This is a genomic window from Ruminobacter amylophilus, assembly GCF_900115655.1.
In the GTDB taxonomy this organism is placed as follows: domain Bacteria; phylum Pseudomonadota; class Gammaproteobacteria; order Enterobacterales; family Succinivibrionaceae; genus Ruminobacter; species Ruminobacter amylophilus.
This window is the reverse complement of the sequence record NZ_FOXF01000032.1, coordinates 1-19,082: the sequence shown is the minus strand read 5'-3', so window position 1 is coordinate 19,082 and position 19,082 is coordinate 1. Positions and strand designations below refer to the sequence as shown.

The window sequence follows — 19,082 nt, the reverse complement described above, 5'->3', positions numbered from 1 at the left end:
ATCACAAAATTTGTATTATGTTGTCATATTTCATCGTGCGTGATAAAATGTGCGGACTGAAAAAAATTTTAGGAGATTTTTATGGCTCGTGTTACTGTTGAAGATGCTGTAGAACAGGTTGGTAATCGTTTTGACCTTGTTTTAACTGCTGCTCGTCGTGCTCGTCAAATTTCAGTAAATGGTTGCGATCCTTTAGTTGAGATCGAAAATGACAAACCTACAGTAATAGCTCTTCGTGAAATCGAAGAAGGCTTAATTTCTGAAGAATTCATGGATAAGCAGGATCAGAAGGGACGCTTAAAGAATTCAGAAGAATTTGCAGAAATGGTAGATGTTCCTCCTTTAGAAAACACCAGTCTTTTCGATTAATATTGCAAACCTGTTCCGCATGGAACAAGTTTTTAAGTTTACGACATAAGGAAGATTACCTATGTAATCTTCCTTGTTTTATTTTTGTGTCGTATTGATGGATATTCATCATATTAAACGCATACAATGTAAATTTGCAGGCTGATTTTGATGATATAATAATCTTATAAATTAAAGGAATATCCACAATGAGTACGGTTCTCTATTTATTTGATAATCTAAAAAAAACTCTCGAAACATACCTGCCTCCTGAACAGATTGCCAGAATTGAGCAGGCATACACTACGGCAAAGAACGCTCACGAAGGACAGGTTCGCTCTAGCGGAGAACCTTATATAACTCACCCTGTAGCTGTTGCTCATATTCTGGCTGATATGAAGCTGGATCACGAAACAATAATGGCTGCTCTTCTTCATGATGTTGTCGAAGATACCCCTATCAATGCTGAGCAGCTTAATTCTCTTTTTGGTGAAACTATTACTCATCTAGTATTAGGTGTCACAAAACTTGATAAACTTCAGTTTCATGATCACAAAGAGGCTCAGGCTGCCAATTTCAGAAAAATGATTATGGCCATGACAAGTGATATCAGAGTTATTCTGATAAAACTTGCAGACCGCACGCACAATATGAGAACCATTGGAGCCTTAAGACCAGACAAGAGAAGAAGAATTGCAAAGGAGACATTGGAAATTTTTGCCCCTATTGCCAATCGTTTAGGAATAAGCAGTATAAAAAACGAACTTGAAGAATTAGGTTTTGAGGCAATGTACCCCATGCGTTATCGCATTCTCAAGGATGCTATGAAGCATGCAAGAAACAATAGGAAAGAAATCATCAAATCAATTCTCGCCGATATAAACGGCAGACTTGAAGAAACTGATATCAAATACAGAATTCAGGGAAGAGAAAAACATCTGTATTCAATCTACATGAAAATGGTTAAAAAAGAAATACAGTTTCATGAAATTATGGATGTCTACGGGTTTAGAATTATTGTAAATAATGTTGACACCTGTTACCGTGTTCTCGGACAGATGCATAATCTGTTTAAGCCCCGTCCTGGCGGATTTAAGGATTATATAGCCATTCCTAAAATTAATGGTTATCAGTCTCTACATACTTCTCTCGTTGGTCCTCATGGCATTCCAATAGAAATTCAGATTCGCACAGATTTCATGGATCAGATGGCAAATCAAGGTGTTGCTGCTCACTGGTATTACAAAACAAACGGTTCAGAGATTGTTGATTCTTCTGCTCAGATTCATGCACAGAGATGGCTCAAAAGTCTGTTGGAACTGCAGCAGAGTGCAAGCAATTCATTTGAATTTATTGAAAGTGTTAAAACAGATTTCTTCCCTGAAGAAATTTACGTATTCACACCAGAGGGTAAAATTTATGAGCTACCAAACGGGGCTACTCCTGTTGACTTTGCCTATGCAGTTCACAGTGATATTGGGCAGCACTGTATAGGTGCAAGAGTTGACCATCACCCGTTTCCTCTTAACAGGCCTCTGTCATCAGGCCAAAGTGTTGAGATACTAACATCTCCTGTATCACAGCCAAATGCAATCTGGTTAGACAGCGTTGTGACCTCCAAGGCAAGAAGTAAAATCAGACAGTACCTTAAAGGACTTAAGCAGGAAGAATGTCAACTTCTCGGAAAAAGACTTTTACGTAACGCAATGGGCTCCACGAGAATTGAGAATATCCCTCAGGAAACCATTGATAAAGTTCTGAAGGAATTTGGCAAAAATAATCTTAATGAACTTTATGTGGATATTGCCTTAGGCAATTTATTTACGGTCATCGTAGCAAACAAGCTTCTTAATAATGATGCCATGAACCTTCCTACAGGCAAAAAGCCTCATGCAACCCTTCCACCTTCTTCGATCAACGGAACAGGCGGGCTCAACTACGTATTTGCAAACTGTTGTCACCCTATACCTGGAGATGCAATTATTGCTCACGTTAATCCTGGTAAAGGACTTGTAATTCATACAAGCAATTGTGCAAATTTAAAAACATCCAATCCTAATGAACAGTTCTTACCTGTGAGCTGGGATATGAATAATGCCTGTAACGAAGTTTTTGAAGCCGGGCTCCGAATTGAAATGGTTAATATTCAGGGAATGATAGGCGAAATCAGTAATGCCGTTTCCGTGTGCGGGGCCAATATATCCCAAATCAGCTCTGAAACCAAAGAAGGCAAGGTTTATATCCTAAATTTGGTTGTAACCGTACGAGACAGACTGCATTTAGCTAATATCATCAGAAAAATCAAGGCATTGAATAATATTAATCGTGTAGTTCGCCGTAAAGGATAAAATCCAATATGTCAGCAGAAAATATTATTCCTGAACGAGTTACAATCAGCACCAGAAAGCATTCTTTAGAGGGGATGATCTACCATCCTAAAAATCCTATAAATAGTCAGGTGCTGATTGTTCCGGGCAGGAATGAAATGCTATATAAATATCAGGATTTTTACAAACTTCTGTCGGCCTGCGGAATAAAAGTCATCATTTATGACCACATTGGACAAGGTTTTAGTCCCCGCATTACAGAAGACAGTCAGATGTGTCATATTGATACATTTGATACTTATGCGGATGATCTGGTGGATGTAGTAGATACACTGTACGGCCATATGCCTCTGACAGTAATCAGTATATCTATGGGGGGACTGATTACTTTAAAAGCACTGCAGAATAAGGCTATGGCAGACAAAATTGAACAATGTATTTTTATTTCACCATTTCTAGGCCTTAAACAGCATTTACCATATTGTTTCATCAAAGCAATCACTCACCTAAGAGACTTTATCAATCGTCTGAATTCATCCAAAAAAGTTAGTTTTTTCTATTTTAACGATTACTTTAGACCAAGAGTGGTAGGAGTAGATGCCAATACCCACAGTGAAGATAAAAATAAAGAATATTATGCTCTCTATCAAAAATACCCAGAAGCAAAACTTGGAGGCATAACAACCGAATGGCTCAGAGCAGCCCTAAGATGTCTGAATGATGTACGGTCATACAGATACAATTTCAAATTCAAATCTCTTTTCGTAATTGCAGGAAATGATAATATAGTTTCATCTCCTGACGCTCTCAGGTTTGTACAAAAAACAGCTGAAAACAGTGCTTTTCCACCGGAAATGCTCTGCATATCTGACTGCCTGCATGATATTCTCATTGAAGATGATCCATACCGAAAACAGGCAATACAGTCAATAATGAAATTCTTGCAGTTAGATGATAATCAACAGAATACACAAGGGGTATTATCATGAGACCAGATGATTTTGATGAAGATGATTTTTTTTCAGATGATGACGGAAATTACACCAACGAAGGAAATTTTAATGAAGATGATTTCGTAGTCTGGGATCGAAATGTTGTATTTAACGAAGATGGAATCGCTATTGATGCAGATGGAAATCCTTTGGACGATGAAGATTCCTACAGATACAAAGATGATGATTTTGCAGATGATGAAGATTCTTTAGACGACGATTCTGAGGAATAATCATGAGGGAATTGACAAAAAGCAAAGGATGTTTTGCCGATAATATTCTGTCAATTGTTGCCAGTAGCAAAATAATACCAATAATAGATATAACTGACGATTTTGATTACCAAAGACTTATATCCTTATACTACAAATATGGATTTAGAACTGTTGAAGTCAGAATGAATTCTTTGCATATAAACGAAATCGTCACACACATTCAGAAAACATATCCAAACATGTATATTTTTGCAGGTACCTGCTTATCTACTGATGATATGGTCAGAGCTAAAAACATGGGACTGGATATCCTGATATCTCCTGTATTTGACAGTAAGCTTATGGAATTCTGTTGCTTACACAATCTGGCATACATTCCCTGTGTGAATTCCATAGACACATTAAATATTGCTCATTCCATGGGCTTTTCTGTGCTAAAATTTTACTCAGCGGAAAAATGTGGTGGCTTAGATTTCCTGCGTAAAGTTTACAATGATTACGATGTAAGATTCATGCCTTCAGGAGGTATAACACTGAATAAGGTTCCTGCTTACATCAAAGAACCTAATGTAGCCGCCTGCTGCACATCTCATATCTCCTCCCTGCAACTGCAAAACGACAACAATTGGATAGATATAGAGAAAAACATTATTCAGGCGTCCAAATTTTTATTAAAAACATCGGAATTTATAAATGAGTAACATATTTAATCAGATTCCATTACAGATACTGACAGGTTTTCTTGGTAGTGGAAAAACAACCCTTTTAAACAAGGTTGTTAACAGACCTGAAATGAAAGGAACAGTTCTTATTATCAATGAAGTTGGAGAAATTCCTATAGATAATAAACTCATTTCAGGTGACAATCCTGTTATTGTTCTCGACTCTGGATGTATATGCTGTACCGTTCAGGATGGTCTCGTAAATGTTTTACATTATCTGATTGAAGAAAAAGACAATAATCCTGAATTCTCTTTTAACCGAGTAATCATTGAAACTACAGGTATCGCTGATCCAGCCCCAATCATTGATTTGATCTTCCATTATGAAGAAATATTACTGAATTACAGCTTTGCAGGAACAATCACTGTCATCGATGGTGTAAACGCAAAAGAAGAACTTGCTAAAAATTACGAAGCTGTAAAACAGATTGCCATGGCTGATAAAATCATTATCAGCAAAACAGACAGATTATCTCAGGATGAAATTGAAGCATTAAAAAATACAGCTGAAGACCTGAATCAGTCAGCTGACGTATTTTTAAGTACTCTGGATAATCCACCAATGGATGCATTTACTTCTTTTGATATATTCAATACGCCTAAAGATTTGAAGACAGTAATGAAATGGATTAATTCAAAAAGAAGTGATTATAAACTTGCATCAGGTATGGCTCCTGTGAAATTATCAGGTGTAATGAATAAAACTTTACCAACTCATTCGAACTATCAGACAATAGCCCTTTCATTTGATAAACCTTTAAACAGATTTACTGTAGTCCACGCCTTTGATGCGCTTAATTCACAGTTTGGAGAATCGATTATCAGATTAAAAGGTATTTTCGACTTTGACGAAGGTTATCCTTTCGTAATACATGGAGTACAGGGGGAATGTTATCCTGTAACAAATCAGCTCGAATGGGAAGGAAAACCATTCTCTCAGATGGTAGTGATTGTTTCACCGAGAATTGCTGAGCAGGTTGAACATATGTTAAAACAGATGATTAGACCTTTGGATGATTCTGAATAATTGTATTAATTTCCCCCTGTTAACAGGGGGAAATTAACAAATTTAATAATCATCTATTTATACACAGGCATGGTTAATTTATGAAAATCCAACCCGTCTGCCAATAAATCACAGGCTTCTACTCCATTAACGTCCACACCGAAGTCCCCCATTATTTCGTGCATTTTTATCAGTATCTGATTATCTTTTTCTGGATTGATTAAAGGAAGAACAATACTCTGATTAGTAATTAAAAAATTCAGATAGCTGCTATTTACACTGTATTTATATTGCTCTGAATCAGGATGATAAACAACTCCTTCATACTTGCCAAAAGGAATTGTGAGTATTTTGAACTCTTTTCCGTCGATATTTTTCTCTCCCGCAATCAACGTATATACATAACTGAAAAGACGGTATAACGGATTATTCTCATTATTTGGAATATTATTTACAATAACCACTCCAGGAATGACAAATCTTAGCAAATTCCTCACAGAATCAATTCTTATGTCAGGAAATTCATTATCCTTCACAATAAGAATTTTATTAACTGCCCCAAATTTTTTTAATCTGTCTGCCACTGATTCAGAATCAAATCCACATTTATTCAAACTGCTTTCTAGAATAACAAAGGTTCCAGCCCCATCAGTTTCAAAATCCAATTGAGACGGAAATTCATTCTCTGAAAAACTGATACTATGATTCTTATTTAAATCCTCTAACACTGTTCTTGCCAAGTGTGAAATGCTCTTTCCGATAGAAACACGAGGCTCTCCATCTTCACTAAGCCATTTCAGATTTAAATCATCTGAATAAACACCATCATACGATATCTTATACATCGTTATATGTTTAGGGATAATAAAACGTGCTCTGTCATATTCATGTTCCGATACAGCTACAAACACAGGTGTATGCATAGAAATTGCCGAAACAAACCTAGCAAAAGACTTCTGGGCGGGAACTCCTTTATCATGATAATCGCATAAACTGCTTGGCCAAAAAGCCCAAACGGCTTTTTGAGTATTATGTTCAGAATAAATACAATTCATACCCCTCACCCCGATTAAATGTAGACAATCCAGACATAATCATTTAAGCATATTGAAATGTCTCTGTAAACGCATATCAGACGCGTACGAATTTAAAAAAAAGCTGTAATATGCTATAATTCGCAAGTATTTTAATATTATATAAACAAAACTCCTTTGTGTATCAGATTACATGGAGTTTAAACGAGAACAATATAACTATGAGCGAACAAGATAAAGAATATAATGGGGATTCCATCAAGGTTTTAAAAGGATTGGATCCTGTTCGCAAACGACCAGGTATGTATATCGGTGATACAGACGATGGTTCAGGTTTGCATCATATGGTCTTCGAAGTTGTTGACAATGCTATTGACGAAGCATTGGCTGGATTCTGCAAGAACATAAACGTTGTAATTCATGCTGACGGTTCTGTTTCCGTAGAAGATGATGGTAGAGGTATACCTGTAGATATTCATCCTGAAGAAGGTGTATCATCAGCTGAAGTTGTTATGACCATACTTCACGCAGGCGGTAAATTTGATCAGAATTCATACAAGGTTTCTGGTGGTCTGCACGGTGTAGGTGTTTCTGTTGTAAATGCTTTATCAGATAAGCTTGAGCTAACCATCAAGAGACAGGGACATGTATGGCAGCAGACATATGTAGATGGTGGTCATCCTACTGCTCCGTTGAAAGCCATTGGAGATACAGATAAGACTGGAACCAAAATTCATTTCTGGCCAAGTCCATCAATCTTTGCAATTACCGAATTTGACTACAATAAATTACAAACAAGGTTAAGAGAATTATCTTTCCTTAATTCAGGTGTAAGAATTAACATCACTGATGAACGAGTAGAAAATAAACACGACGAATTCCATTACCAGGGTGGTATTCAGTCTTTTATTGAATACTTGAATAACGGTAAAAACAAGCTTACTGAAAAATTATTCTACTGTACCAAATTCGATCAGAAAGAAGGTATCAACGTAGAAGTTGCAGTACAGTACACTGATGCTTATGCAGATAATACATTCTGCTTTACCAATAACATTCCGCAAAAAGACGGCGGTACCCATCGTGATGGATTCCGCAGAGGTCTGGTGTCTGCTGTTAAGGAATACATCAAAGAGTGTTCATTCCTTCCTAAGAAAGATAAAGAAAACGTTGATATTTTGCACAGTGACGCTGTTGACGGTATCACAGCTATTGTTTCCGTCAAGGTGCCGGATCCTAAATTTTCATCACAGACCAAAGATAAGCTGGTATCATCCGAAGTTTCATCCTGTGTAAGTTCAGTCGTAAGTGAAAAATTCTTAGAATTTTTAAATGAAAATCCAACTGAAGCCAAACTTATTGTTGAAAGAATTCTTTCAACTTCAGAATACAGAAAAGAAGCTAAGAAGATCAGAGAACGCCTGAACAAAAAAGATGCTATTTCCTATCTTCCAGGTAAACTTGTAAACTGTTCAAGCAAAAAGCCTGAAGAATGCGAATTATATATAGTGGAAGGTGACTCCGCAGGTGGTAGTGCCAAACAGGGTAGAAAACCTGAATATCAGGCTATATTGCCGTTACGCGGAAAAATTCTCAACGTAGAAAAAACCAGATTTGATAAAATCATCAGTTCTGAAACTATCGGAACACTAATTACAGCATTGGGATGTGGCATTAGAGATGCTTACAATCCTGACAACCTCAGATATCATAACATTGTTATCATGACCGATGCGGACGTGGATGGTGCTCATATCAGAATTCTTCTGCTTACATTCTTCTACAGACAGATGCCGGATCTGATTGAAAGAGGTCATATTTACATTGCTCAGCCTCCGCTTTATAAATACAGCAAATCAGAAAAGAATTTCAGATACATTACTGATGAAGTTGAGAAGAATGAATACGAAACTTCTTTGGCGTTGAACGAAGCTCAGCTTTTCGTTAACCCTGACGCTCCACCTATTTTTGGTGAACCTCTGGAGAATATATTCCTTCAATACGTAAATCTGTTCCCTCTCTACAGACGTATTGATAGACGTATACCAGAAATGCTTACCAGCGAACTCGTCTTTGTTGATCCGTTAACAGAAGAAGACATGAAAGACTCTGCTAAATTTGAAAACTGGAAAAACAGTTTTGAATCAAGGTTAAAGCAGAAAGAGGTTCCAGGCTTAGTTTACACCGTACATACAAAGTTTAGAGAAGATAAGCAGTTATACTACCCTGAAGTTAGTGTTCTTCACTATGGTGTGACCAAGGAGTATGACTTACCATACGAATTCTTTGTAAGTCAGGATTACGGTAAAATCGCCAAAGTATCAAAAATCATCAATGGGCTTTTGGAAGAAAATGCCTATGTAAGATGTGGTGCAAAGACTAAAACTGTAACCGATTTTGGTCAGGTTCACGATTTCCTTCTCAAAGAAGGCTTAAGTGGAATTAAGATTATGCGATTCAAAGGATTAGGAGAAATGAATCCAGATGAATTGTTTAATACTACAATGAATCCTGATCATCGCGTATTCCTTAAGGTAACATTAAACGATGCTATAGAGGCTAACGAAGCGTTTACTAAGCTTATGGGCGAAGAAGTTGCTCCTCGTAAAGAGTTTATTTCTGAAAATGCACATTTAGCCGAAATAGATGCTTAATCAATTATAATCGTTAGAGGGAGAAATATAAAATTTCTCCCTTTTTTTTGCTTTTTCAAATCTGCTAAATACAAATAAAAAGAGGAAAAACAAAGTTTTTCCTCTTTTAGTGTCTATTATAAAACTTAAGCTACTTGATATTACTTAGTTTCAATAATCTGCTTTACACCGTTGAACTTAACTTCTACACGACGGTCTGGAGCAAGACATTCAATTAACTTCTTACGGTTCTTGATATTGTCACAAGCAGTGCCAGTTACAGGTCTGGTCTTACCATAACCTTCAGCACTGATAACAGACTGATCAACACCGTTAGCAATGAATTCTTCTACTACAGATTCAGCACGCTTCTTAGAAAGGTTCATGTTGTACTTGTCAGAACCGATGCGGTCAGTGTGACCTTCAACGCGGATTGAAACATCCTTAAGGTCGTTGTCACGAATCTTCTGAGTTTCAGCAGCGATACGGTTCTTACCGTTTGAAGATAAATTAGCACTACCGAAATCAAATAAAGTTTCAGCGTCTAAAGAGATAGTTTCGTTAACAACTACAGTTTCTGGAGCCTTTGGAGCTGGAGCAACTACTGGAGCTGGAGCAGCACCACCGAACTTCCATTCAAGACCTAAGTTTACGTTCTGAAGGTTTGGAGCATAACCAAACTTTGAAACGCTGTCTACGATCTTGTGAGCATATAAATATTCAAGACGGAGGGTGAAGTCATCACCTAAACCAATACGGGTACCGGCACCAAGTAATGGAGCGGTGTTGAATGAACTGTGATTATATGCATCATCCTTTACAGTAGCGAATAAAGCACCAACCTTGAGGAAAATGTCTGAAGACTTGGTAATAGGATATGATGGAACGAGAGCTAATTCAGCACCGTGAACATAGTAATCGTTGAGAGCCTTTCCTTCGCTGATACCCTTGTTAGCGAACTTACCGAGATAGTCATAACCAGCTTCAACACCTAAGAAGTCAGCAAAGTTATAACCTGCGTATAAACCAGCATCAAAATCATTGCTGGTCTTACGATCTACGGTATCAGCCCAACGTGCCTGATGACCCATTACATGGCTCCAGCCACCCTTAACACCGATGTAACCAGTTTCTGCTTCAGCAGCAAATGTATTACCACCTAAAAAGGCGCCTAATACAGCAACAGCTAATAAACTTTTCTTCATAATAATATCTTCCTTCGTTATTAATTTCATTTAACTATAAAAGAATTAAAAATTTTTATACGATTCTATTATATTTAAATATATTTAGACAGTATCATTATATATTAAGGATAGTTAAAAATCAAACAACAAAAATTAACAAAAATAACACTATTTTTTAATAAATAACAAATAATTATATATTAAAAATTATATATTATATCTAATTCCTAATAATGATAACGTTTTTCTGTACAAAAGTATCAAACACAAATATTGTAAAAAATTTTTTATAATCTGTGAATTATTCTATAAATCATTTCGGCAGACAGAGAAAAAATCTTAAAATACAAACTTTGGTATCTGATCCAATATAAGGTCAACTATCTGTTTATTATAATGAATGATATCGTCCTGCGATCCATCCACATATCTGATAATATATCCTGTAATTACAGAACAAAGAAAATTGGCTGCTTTTTCTGCGTCTACATTAGACGGAAGTTCATGCTTCTTTATAGCTTCTCTGATTAATAAAACATAGTTCCTGTTAAAACTGTTGTTTATATCCATCAGCATCTTTTTTACACGTTTGCTTCCATGATTTCCCCACAACACATTATAAATAATCTTTGAAAAAAGAATATTGTCTTCATTTTTCAACGATACGTTAATGGTATACAGCCATTGCCTTAAACTATCGAGTGGAGAAACGCTTGAATCTATATTTTCAATCGAATGGAATAGATTAGACTCTGTGTTAACCATCGCCTTGCATATTTCAACAAACAAATCATCTTTATTCTGAAAATACCAATATATAGCTCCACGGGTTACGCCAGCAACATCAGCAATATCACTAAGATTGGTTTTTTCATACCCTTTTTCACAGAAAAGCTGTTTTGCAACATCCATAATTTTCAACTTTGTTTTAAGGGCTTCCTCTCTTGTCTTTCTAACCATTTCTGTAAACTCTCTGCTCAAATATTCTTCAAATTCAGAATAAGACTAAACCAATGTATAACACGAATAAAAACACTAAACATCTTCAGACCAAAAACAATGACTGTATATAAAAATTTTAGTTCATATATACGGTAATTTTAAGAAATAAACGATGCAAACTCATTTATATTATACATTAAAATATATATACATTCTCACATGTATGTATAGAAAATTAAACAAAAAAACTATATAATTAAAACTAAACACACATATTTTGGAGCACACAAATGCATATAAAATCAAAAATAATAAATTTGTCGGCATTATGTGTATGTATGTTGGCAGCTTCATCGCTAACTGCATGCAATAAAGCACAAGAACAGCATCAACAAGGTTTTGCGGCCCCTGTTGATTATCAGGAAATCAAAACTAAAGATGTTCCTGTAATATCATCATTGATTGGCAGAGCAACAGCCGTCAGAACCGCAGAGGTAAGACCACAGGTGTCCGGTGTAATTCTTCAGCGTTTTTTTACCGAAGGTTCAGTTGTTAACAAAGGCGATCAGCTTTATCAGATCGACCCTTCGATTTATGAAGCTCAGTTAGCCAGTGCAAAAGCATCCCTGGCACAGGCTGAGGCAAACCTTTATGCAACCCAGCTCAGATATGACAGATTCAGTAAACTGGTCAATACAAATGCAATAAGCAAACAGGATTATGATGACGCCCTGTCTAATAATAAGGCAGCCCAGGCTCAAGTTCTCGCCGCAAAAGCAGCAGTTAAATCTGCAGAAATCAATTTAGCATATACTAAAGTTTACGCACCGATAACCGGGACTATCGGACGTTCCAATGTAACGGAAGGTGCTCTTGTTACAAACAGTCAGGCAAGCCCAATGGCTACTATTCAGCAACTTGATCCTATTTATGTGGATCTTGGAATTTCAGTTACTGAACATCTTAATCTAAAGAAAAACATGGCCAAGGGATTATTTGAATCCAATTCAAGTAATGAACAGGTTGAATTATTCCTAGAAAATGGTGAAAAACTCGAGCAAAAAGGTTCTTTAGAGTTCTCTGAAGTAACAGTTGACGAATCAACTGGTATGGTTAATGTTCGCGTAAAAGTACCTAACCCAAATCAGGATATTCTTCCGGGCATGTATATAAAAGCCAATGTTAATCAGGGAATTCAGAAAGGAGTCCTTCTAGTTCCTCAAATTGCAGTGCTCAGACAGAACAATGGCACTAATATGGTTTATACCATAAAACAGGATGGAGATAAGAATGTTGTTGAACAGCATAACATTACCATCAGTGGCGAACATGATCATGATTACATTGTTACAAGCGGCATCAATGCCAATGACAAAGTTATCACGTCAAATCTGCAGAAAATTGGTCCAGGAGCTCCGGTAACTCCAATTGAAAATAAACCTGAACCAGCCAATAATCCAGATAAATAAAATAAAGGAATTTCCAAATGGCTCGCTTTTTTATTGATCGCCCCATCTTTGCATGGGTGCTGGCAATAGTAATTATGCTTGCAGGTATTCTATCCATCAATACATTACCTGTTTCGCAGTATCCTACTATTGCCCCTCCGACTGTTACAATACGCTCTAACTACCCTGGTGCAAATGCTGAAACAGTTGAAAATACCATAACCAAAATCATAGAACAGAACATGATCGGTCTTGATGGATACATGTATATGAGTTCATCATCCGATGGTTACGGTTCATCAGAAATAAAAATTACATTTGAACCAGGCACCAATCCAGATATTGCACAAGTTCAGGTACAGAACAAACTTAATCAGTGTACCTCACAGCTACCTACAGTTGTTCAGCAAAATGGTATTGATGTTAAAAAAAGTACTGATGCGTTCCTTATGGTTGTTGGTCTGATTTCCAAAGATCCTTCTATTAAGGAATATGACCTTTCTGACTACGCACACTCTGTAATGAAAGAACCTCTAAGCCGCTTGGAAGGTGTAGGTGATATTACAGTTTTCGGTGCGGAATACGCTTTACGTATTTGGGTTTCTCCTGATAAGTTAAACAAGTACAACGTTACAATTTCTGAAATAGAATCAGCCATCCAGCAACAGAATGCTCAGGTTACCTATGGTTCTTTAGGTAATGCCCCTGCAGTTCCTGGTCAGGTGTATAACTATACCATCAGAGGTCAATCAAGATTAACCTCTCCTGAAGAATTCAGAAATATCATAATTCGCATGAACGAAGATGGTTCTTTTGTTAAGCTTCAGGATGTGGCCACTGTTGAAATCGGTACTGAAAATTATCAGTTTGCAGGTGAATATAACAGACAGCCTACAACTGGTATCGGTATTCGTCTAGCCTCAGGTGCTAATGCAATCGGAACAGCAGAAAGAGTTGTAAAAGAAGTTGAAAGACTGAAACAATACATGCCTGCAGGTTACGAAATCGTTTATCCTTACGACACAACACCATTCATAAAAATATCCATAAACGAAGTAATGCATACTTTGTTTGAAGCTATTATTTTAGTATTCCTGGTTATGTATGTATTCTTGCAGAATATCAGAGCAACCATCATTCCAACCATAACTGTTCCTGTTGTATTGCTCGGTACATTTGCAATAATGTCTGTATTATGATTCTCAATTAACACCCTAACCATGTTTGGTGTCGTTCTTGCTATAGGTCTGTTAGTTGACGACGCGATAGTTGTGGTTGAAAACGTCGAACGTATTATGCACAACGAAGGGTTGAATCCGTATAAAGCTACCCAGAAATCAATGGATCAGATTACCGGTGCTCTCGTTGGTATTGCTCTGGTGCTTTCAGCAGTGTTTATTCCAATGGCTTTCTTTGGTGGTTCTACAGGTGTTATTTACAGACAGTTCTCAATAACTATTGTTTCAGCAATGGTTCTGTCTGTATTTTCAGCTTTAACATTAACACCCGCACTCTGCGCCACAATTCTAAAAGATGAAACAGCAAAACCTGAATATAAAGGATTTACAGGTGTTCTTCTTAAATTGAAAGATGCTATCGGAAATTTTTTAAACAAAGTAATTCTTAATAATTTCTTCAGCATCTTTAATAAAATTTTCCTATTCTCAACAGATCTTTATGTTAAATGCGTTCGTATAGTTGTTAAGTCGCTCTACCTGTATGTTATTCTTTATATAGCAATCTGTATTGCAACTGTATCCATGTTTGTTCGCATTCCAACATCATTCGTCCCTGAAGAAGATCAAGGCGTTCTGATGGCAATGGTTCAGTTACCTGCCGGAGCGACAATGGAAAGAACCAGAGAAGTAATCAACCAGTTATCAGATTATTTTATTGACGAAGAAAAAGAAAATGTTGAATCCATAATGGGTATTGTAGGTTTCTCTTTCGCAGGTAGTGGCCAGAACGCTGGTATGGCTTTTATAAAACTCAAAGACTGGAAAGAAAGAAAACGTAACGATCAGCATGTAAGACAGATTGTTCAACGAGCATTTCCTAGACTTATGGGAATTCGTGAAGGTCTTGTTTTTGCGTTCAACCTGCCAGCAATACCTGAATTAGGTACCGCTGCTGGTTTCGATATGTTCATTCAGGACCAGTCACAGAATGGTCATCAGGCATTAATGGACGTAAGACAAAAGATTGTTAGAGCAACCACTGAAGGTGAATCAGCAAAACTCTTAACCAGAGTGAGAGCCAATGGTATGGATGACACTCCTATGCTGAAAATTGATGTTGACTACCCTAGAGCAATGTCTCAGGGATTATCTATTCTCAGTATCAACCATACCTTATCTGCAGCCTGGGGTTCTTCATATGTAGACGACTTCATGGATAGAAACCGTATTAAAAAGGTTTACTTACAGTCTGAAGCTTCTTCACGTATGAGCGAAGAAGATCTCCAGAAATGGTACGTAAGGAACAATTCAGGTAAGCTGGTTCCTTTCTCATCATTTGCAAAGTCTTCCTGGGATTTCGGTTCACCAAGACTTGAAAGATTCAACGGCGTATCAGCAGTTGAAATTCAGGGTGAAGCAGCCAACGGAATATCTACCGGACAGGCAATGGATCAGATGACAAAGCTGGTTGAAGAAATAGCTCCTGGATACAGCATAGCCTGGAACGGTGTATCATTCCAGGAAAGACAGGCTAGCTCAAATTCCTTAACCCTTTACTCCATCTCACTACTGTTTGTATTCTTATGTCTGGCAGCTCTCTATGAAAGCTGGAGCATCCCATTCGCTGTAATGCTTGTTGTACCTTTAGGTGTGGTTGGTGCCGTTGGTGCAGCCTTCCTGACTCAGATGTTCCCATTCTTAATTCCTTGGAGCCAGCCTCTTGAGAACGATGTTTATTTCCAAGTTGGTTTATTAACCACTATCGGTTTATCAGCAAAGAATGCTATTCTTATCGTAGAATTCGCCAAAGAATTATATGATAAAGGACATCGTCTGACAGACGCAGTGGTAGAAGCATCCCGCATACGTTTGCGCCCTATTCTCATGACATCATTTGCATTTATACTTGGTGTTCTGCCTTTAGCAATAAGTACAGGTGCCGGTGCTGCAGGTCGTAATGAAATAGGTATCTGCGTTATAGGTGGTATGCTGTCAGCAACAGTTTTAGCCGTATTCTTCGTTCCAATTTTCTTTGTATTGGTAATGAGATACTTTACTAAATACAAGCCAAGAAAAAAGATTTCAGAAACTTCTGAAACTGAAGCTGTTTAAATTAAACATCTATAGTCTGAATTAGATTGATAAAAGGGAATCACTACATATGGTGATTCCCTTTTTTATAGAAATTACTATCTTTTATGCGTATACTAATCGCAAATAGTATTCTTTGATAATGAATACAAGAGTGACTACGTAGAATAATTTAAAGAGAAATAAATTGAGTACTTTAGGAAAACAAATTGTATTGGCAACAGGAAACAAAGCCAAGTGTGCAGAATTCAATAAAATGTTGGAATTGACTGATATTGAAATAATTCCGCAAAGCAGATTCAACGTTCCTACTCCAGAAGAAACCGGAACTACCTTTGTAGAGAATGCGATAATTAAAGCACGTAATGCAGCAAAATACTCAAGTCTTCCTGCTATCGCTGACGACTCTGGAATTGAAGTTGACTGTCTTAACGGAAGACCAGGTGTATATTCTTCAAGATACAGTTGTGAGCATGCAACAGATGAGGAAAATCTAAATAAACTAATTGAGGAAGTTTCTGCTTTTCCAGAAAATCAAAGAACGGCAAGATACTGGTGCGTTTTGGTCTTTATGAAAAATGAATTTGATCCTACCCCTGTAATCTGCCAGAGATCATGGGAAGGAAAAATCATTTTAGAAAAAAAAGGTAAAAATGGTTTTGGATATGATCCTTCTTTCCTTATACCTCTGCTAGGACAAACTGCAGCTGAAATATCTCCTGAACTAAAAAATAAATTGAGCCATCGAGGTCAGGCAATGCATGATATGCTTGACGTTCTTTTAAAGAAATTTGGTGCATAGATATGATCATTCCTAAACTGGGTTTATACATACACATTCCATTCTGTATACGCAAGTGTCCGTACTGTGATTTCTTTTCAGAAAAAATATCTTCAAAAGAAATTGTAGATAAATACGTTGAAGCTTTGATTCATGAACTCAGTTTATACTCAGAACTAACTAGCAATAGATTAGTTGAAACAATTTATATAGGCGGAGGCACCCCCACCCTTTTCTCACCCAAGAAAATTGATCAGATTTTAAATGCAGTAAATAAATTTTTTACTATTTCCGCTGATGCCGAGATCAGTATGGAAGCAAATCCAGGTACCGTATCATCTGACGATATTCGAAATTATCGAGAAATCGGAATAAACAGACTCAGTATTGGCATCCAAAGTCTTAACGATAAATTTCTAAAAATACTTCATCGCATTCATACACGAAAAGAAGCTATCAAGGTAGCGGAAACCGTAAGCAAATACTATGACAACTTTAATTTGGATTTAATGCATTCTCTACCTGGACAAACATATGCTGATGCGATAAATGATTTAAAAGAATTAATATCCCTTAACCCTAGACACATATCATGGTATCAGCTTACCATAGAAGAAGGAACCGCTTATGCTGAAAGTATACCTTCTCTTCCTGATGAAGATGTTATTGATTCAATTTACATCGAAGGTTATGATTTACTAAAATCTAGCGGTTATCATCACTACGAGGTCAGTGCATTTGCTCAGAAAGAATATCAATGTAAGCATAATGTTAATTATTGGACTTTTGGTGATTATTTGGGAGCTGGTGCCGGTGCTCACAGTAAATTGACTATAAACAATAAAATACGCCGACAATCCAGGATTGAGAATACCTGCACATATATAAACAATCTATTAGAAAATCAACCTCAGGAGATATATTTATCCAATGAAATAATTCCTGAACAGAATATACCATTTGAATATTTTCTTAACAGATTAAGATTATTCACTCCTCTATCCATAAATGAATACGAAAACTACACAGGTTTGTCATTTAACAATATTAGGTATCTATTCGAAAAATATTCTGAAGATAATCTTGTAACAATTGAAAAAGATAAAATCACAATAACAGAAAAAGGTCAATTATTTATCAATCAAATGCTTGAAGATTTTTTATGAAATAACTTTTGAAAGTCTAATGAAGAAATGGTGCGTCTTATTGGACTCGAACCAACGACCCCCACCATGTCAAGGTGATGCTCTAACCAAGCTGAGCTAAAGACGCATTGAAATAACAGCTTTATCTTACACTATTATTTTTAAAATTCAACAATTAATTTGAATAATTATAATTAAAAACTCTTATTGTTCTCATGTAGAACAATTATTGCTCTAATTTATTTGTTTCACGTGGAACATTGTTCCCTATTTTAGAATTTAACATAATGTTCAATTTAATTATTCACTCTTCTTTTTAAATCAATAAGATACCTACCGAAGCTAACAAAAGGATAATACATTTCTTATCTGGAATGATTGTAATTTGCTATCAGTCTGTAATTACCCAATGATTAAACCTTAGCAGTATTGATATCACTCCTACGTGACACTTAAGTTAGAAATATTCAGATGATAAGTACCATGAATTAACTTACGTTGAGTTAAACGAGATTCTTAAATTTTGATATCTACTGTTTTACTCTTAATCAAGAACAAAGAATAGTAACTAACATCAGTTATGCTACAGATTAGTCCTTGTAGAACGATCGAAAAAGTTGACCACTAAAACGATCAGAAGTTGACCACCCTTATTTTAATTTAAACGTTAATTCTTTGCCAATAAATTTGCTTTTTTAGCAGAGAGCAATCTGTAACTGTTATGAAACGACCTTTGTCAAGCAGAAATTTAGGCAATACATTTTCCTCAGTGTAAGCACGGCATTGGCCACTCTGTTATACGTGGATTGGATACCTCAGGTCAATGGTTCGCCGCGAATTCTATTTGTCTGTTGTCGAGGATCACTGTTCATAGTGCCATCATAGTTACATCGTAGATAATTCAAACCTTCTTGATGAAAAACGTCTTATCTAAATCACTGTCAGTTTCAGATGTTTAAGTAATCACATCCGGCTATAAATTTACTCTAATTAAACAGTTATCAGGCATTAGCTCTCTAACTTCGTTATTACT

13 protein-coding genes, 1 tRNA gene and 1 pseudogene are annotated in these 19,082 nt (G+C 36.5%); 11 read left to right on the top strand and 4 right to left on the bottom strand.

Annotated elements, in window-relative coordinates:
• The first annotated feature begins 81 nt into the window (after positions 1–81).
• The 6 genes from rpoZ (at position 82) to BMY80_RS08170 (ending at position 5,631) form a co-directional block, all read left to right on the top strand.
• A complete protein-coding gene (gene rpoZ / locus BMY80_RS08195) occupies positions 82–369 on the top strand; it encodes a DNA-directed RNA polymerase subunit omega (protein ID WP_031578713.1) in 288 nt (95 codons plus the stop codon).
• Between the two features lie 188 nt (positions 370–557).
• The gene (gene spoT, locus BMY80_RS08190) at positions 558–2,696 is read left to right on the top strand and encodes a bifunctional GTP diphosphokinase/guanosine-3',5'-bis pyrophosphate 3'-pyrophosphohydrolase (RefSeq protein ID WP_031578712.1); all 2,139 of its coding nucleotides are present in this window, start codon (positions 558–560) and stop codon (positions 2,694–2,696) included.
• 8 nt (positions 2,697–2,704) lie between these two features.
• Entirely contained in the window at positions 2,705–3,664 is a 960-nt protein-coding gene (locus BMY80_RS08185) for an alpha/beta fold hydrolase (RefSeq protein WP_093142666.1), read from the top strand.
• Positions 3,661–3,900, top strand: coding sequence for a hypothetical protein (locus tag BMY80_RS08180; RefSeq protein WP_031578710.1), 240 nt, complete (start codon positions 3,661–3,663; stop codon positions 3,898–3,900). The genes BMY80_RS08185 and BMY80_RS08180 overlap by 4 nt, the downstream gene beginning before the upstream one ends.
• Before the next feature lie 2 nt (positions 3,901–3,902).
• On the top strand, positions 3,903–4,583 hold the full coding sequence (locus tag BMY80_RS08175) for a hypothetical protein (RefSeq protein ID WP_031578709.1): 681 nt from the start codon (positions 3,903–3,905) through the stop codon (positions 4,581–4,583).
• Complete coding sequence (locus tag BMY80_RS08170; protein WP_031578708.1) at positions 4,576–5,631, top strand: CobW family GTP-binding protein; 1,056 nt, start codon at positions 4,576–4,578, stop codon at positions 5,629–5,631. The genes BMY80_RS08175 and BMY80_RS08170 overlap by 8 nt, the downstream gene beginning before the upstream one ends.
• Positions 5,632–5,684: 53 nt before the next feature.
• Here the strand turns inward: BMY80_RS08170 and BMY80_RS08165 are convergent, their stop codons facing one another.
• On the bottom strand, positions 5,685–6,665 hold the full coding sequence (locus BMY80_RS08165) for an agmatine deiminase family protein (RefSeq protein WP_093142663.1): 981 nt from the start codon (positions 6,663–6,665) through the stop codon (positions 5,685–5,687).
• Between the two features lie 200 nt (positions 6,666–6,865).
• Here BMY80_RS08165 and gyrB point away from each other — a divergent pair, with 200 nt between their 5' ends.
• Positions 6,866–9,298, top strand: a complete 2,433-nt coding sequence (gene gyrB, locus BMY80_RS08160; RefSeq protein WP_093142660.1) for a DNA topoisomerase (ATP-hydrolyzing) subunit B — start codon at positions 6,866–6,868, stop codon at positions 9,296–9,298.
• Positions 9,299–9,438: 140 nt separating this feature from the next.
• Here gyrB and BMY80_RS08155 read toward each other — a convergent pair whose 3' ends face one another.
• A complete protein-coding gene (locus BMY80_RS08155) occupies positions 9,439–10,482 on the bottom strand; it encodes an OmpA family protein (RefSeq protein ID WP_031578705.1) in 1,044 nt (347 codons plus the stop codon).
• Between the two features lie 321 nt (positions 10,483–10,803).
• A complete protein-coding gene (locus tag BMY80_RS08150) occupies positions 10,804–11,424 on the bottom strand; it encodes a TetR family transcriptional regulator (protein ID WP_031578704.1) in 621 nt (206 codons plus the stop codon).
• 272 nt (positions 11,425–11,696) lie between these two features.
• On the opposite strand from BMY80_RS08150, the gene BMY80_RS08145 reads away from it, so the two are divergent.
• From BMY80_RS08145 to hemW, 4 genes and pseudogenes are all read left to right on the top strand, one after another.
• Complete coding sequence (locus tag BMY80_RS08145; RefSeq protein ID WP_037318635.1) at positions 11,697–12,875, top strand: efflux RND transporter periplasmic adaptor subunit; 1,179 nt, start codon at positions 11,697–11,699, stop codon at positions 12,873–12,875.
• Positions 12,876–12,892: 17 nt separating this feature from the next.
• Positions 12,893–16,144: pseudogene (locus tag BMY80_RS08140) on the top strand (efflux RND transporter permease subunit).
• 166 nt (positions 16,145–16,310) lie between these two features.
• Entirely contained in the window at positions 16,311–16,925 is a 615-nt protein-coding gene (gene rdgB / locus BMY80_RS08135; RefSeq protein ID WP_093142658.1) for an RdgB/HAM1 family non-canonical purine NTP pyrophosphatase, read from the top strand.
• 2 nt (positions 16,926–16,927) lie between these two features.
• Positions 16,928–18,070 (top strand): radical SAM family heme chaperone HemW, encoded by a 1,143-nt coding sequence (gene hemW, locus BMY80_RS08130; RefSeq protein WP_093142655.1) that lies wholly within the window; start codon positions 16,928–16,930, stop codon positions 18,068–18,070.
• Positions 18,071–18,098: 28 nt separating this feature from the next.
• On the opposite strand, the gene BMY80_RS08125 is transcribed toward hemW, so the two are convergent.
• Positions 18,099–18,176: transfer RNA gene (locus BMY80_RS08125), tRNA-Val, on the bottom strand.
• Positions 18,177–19,082: the final 906 nt, after the last annotated feature.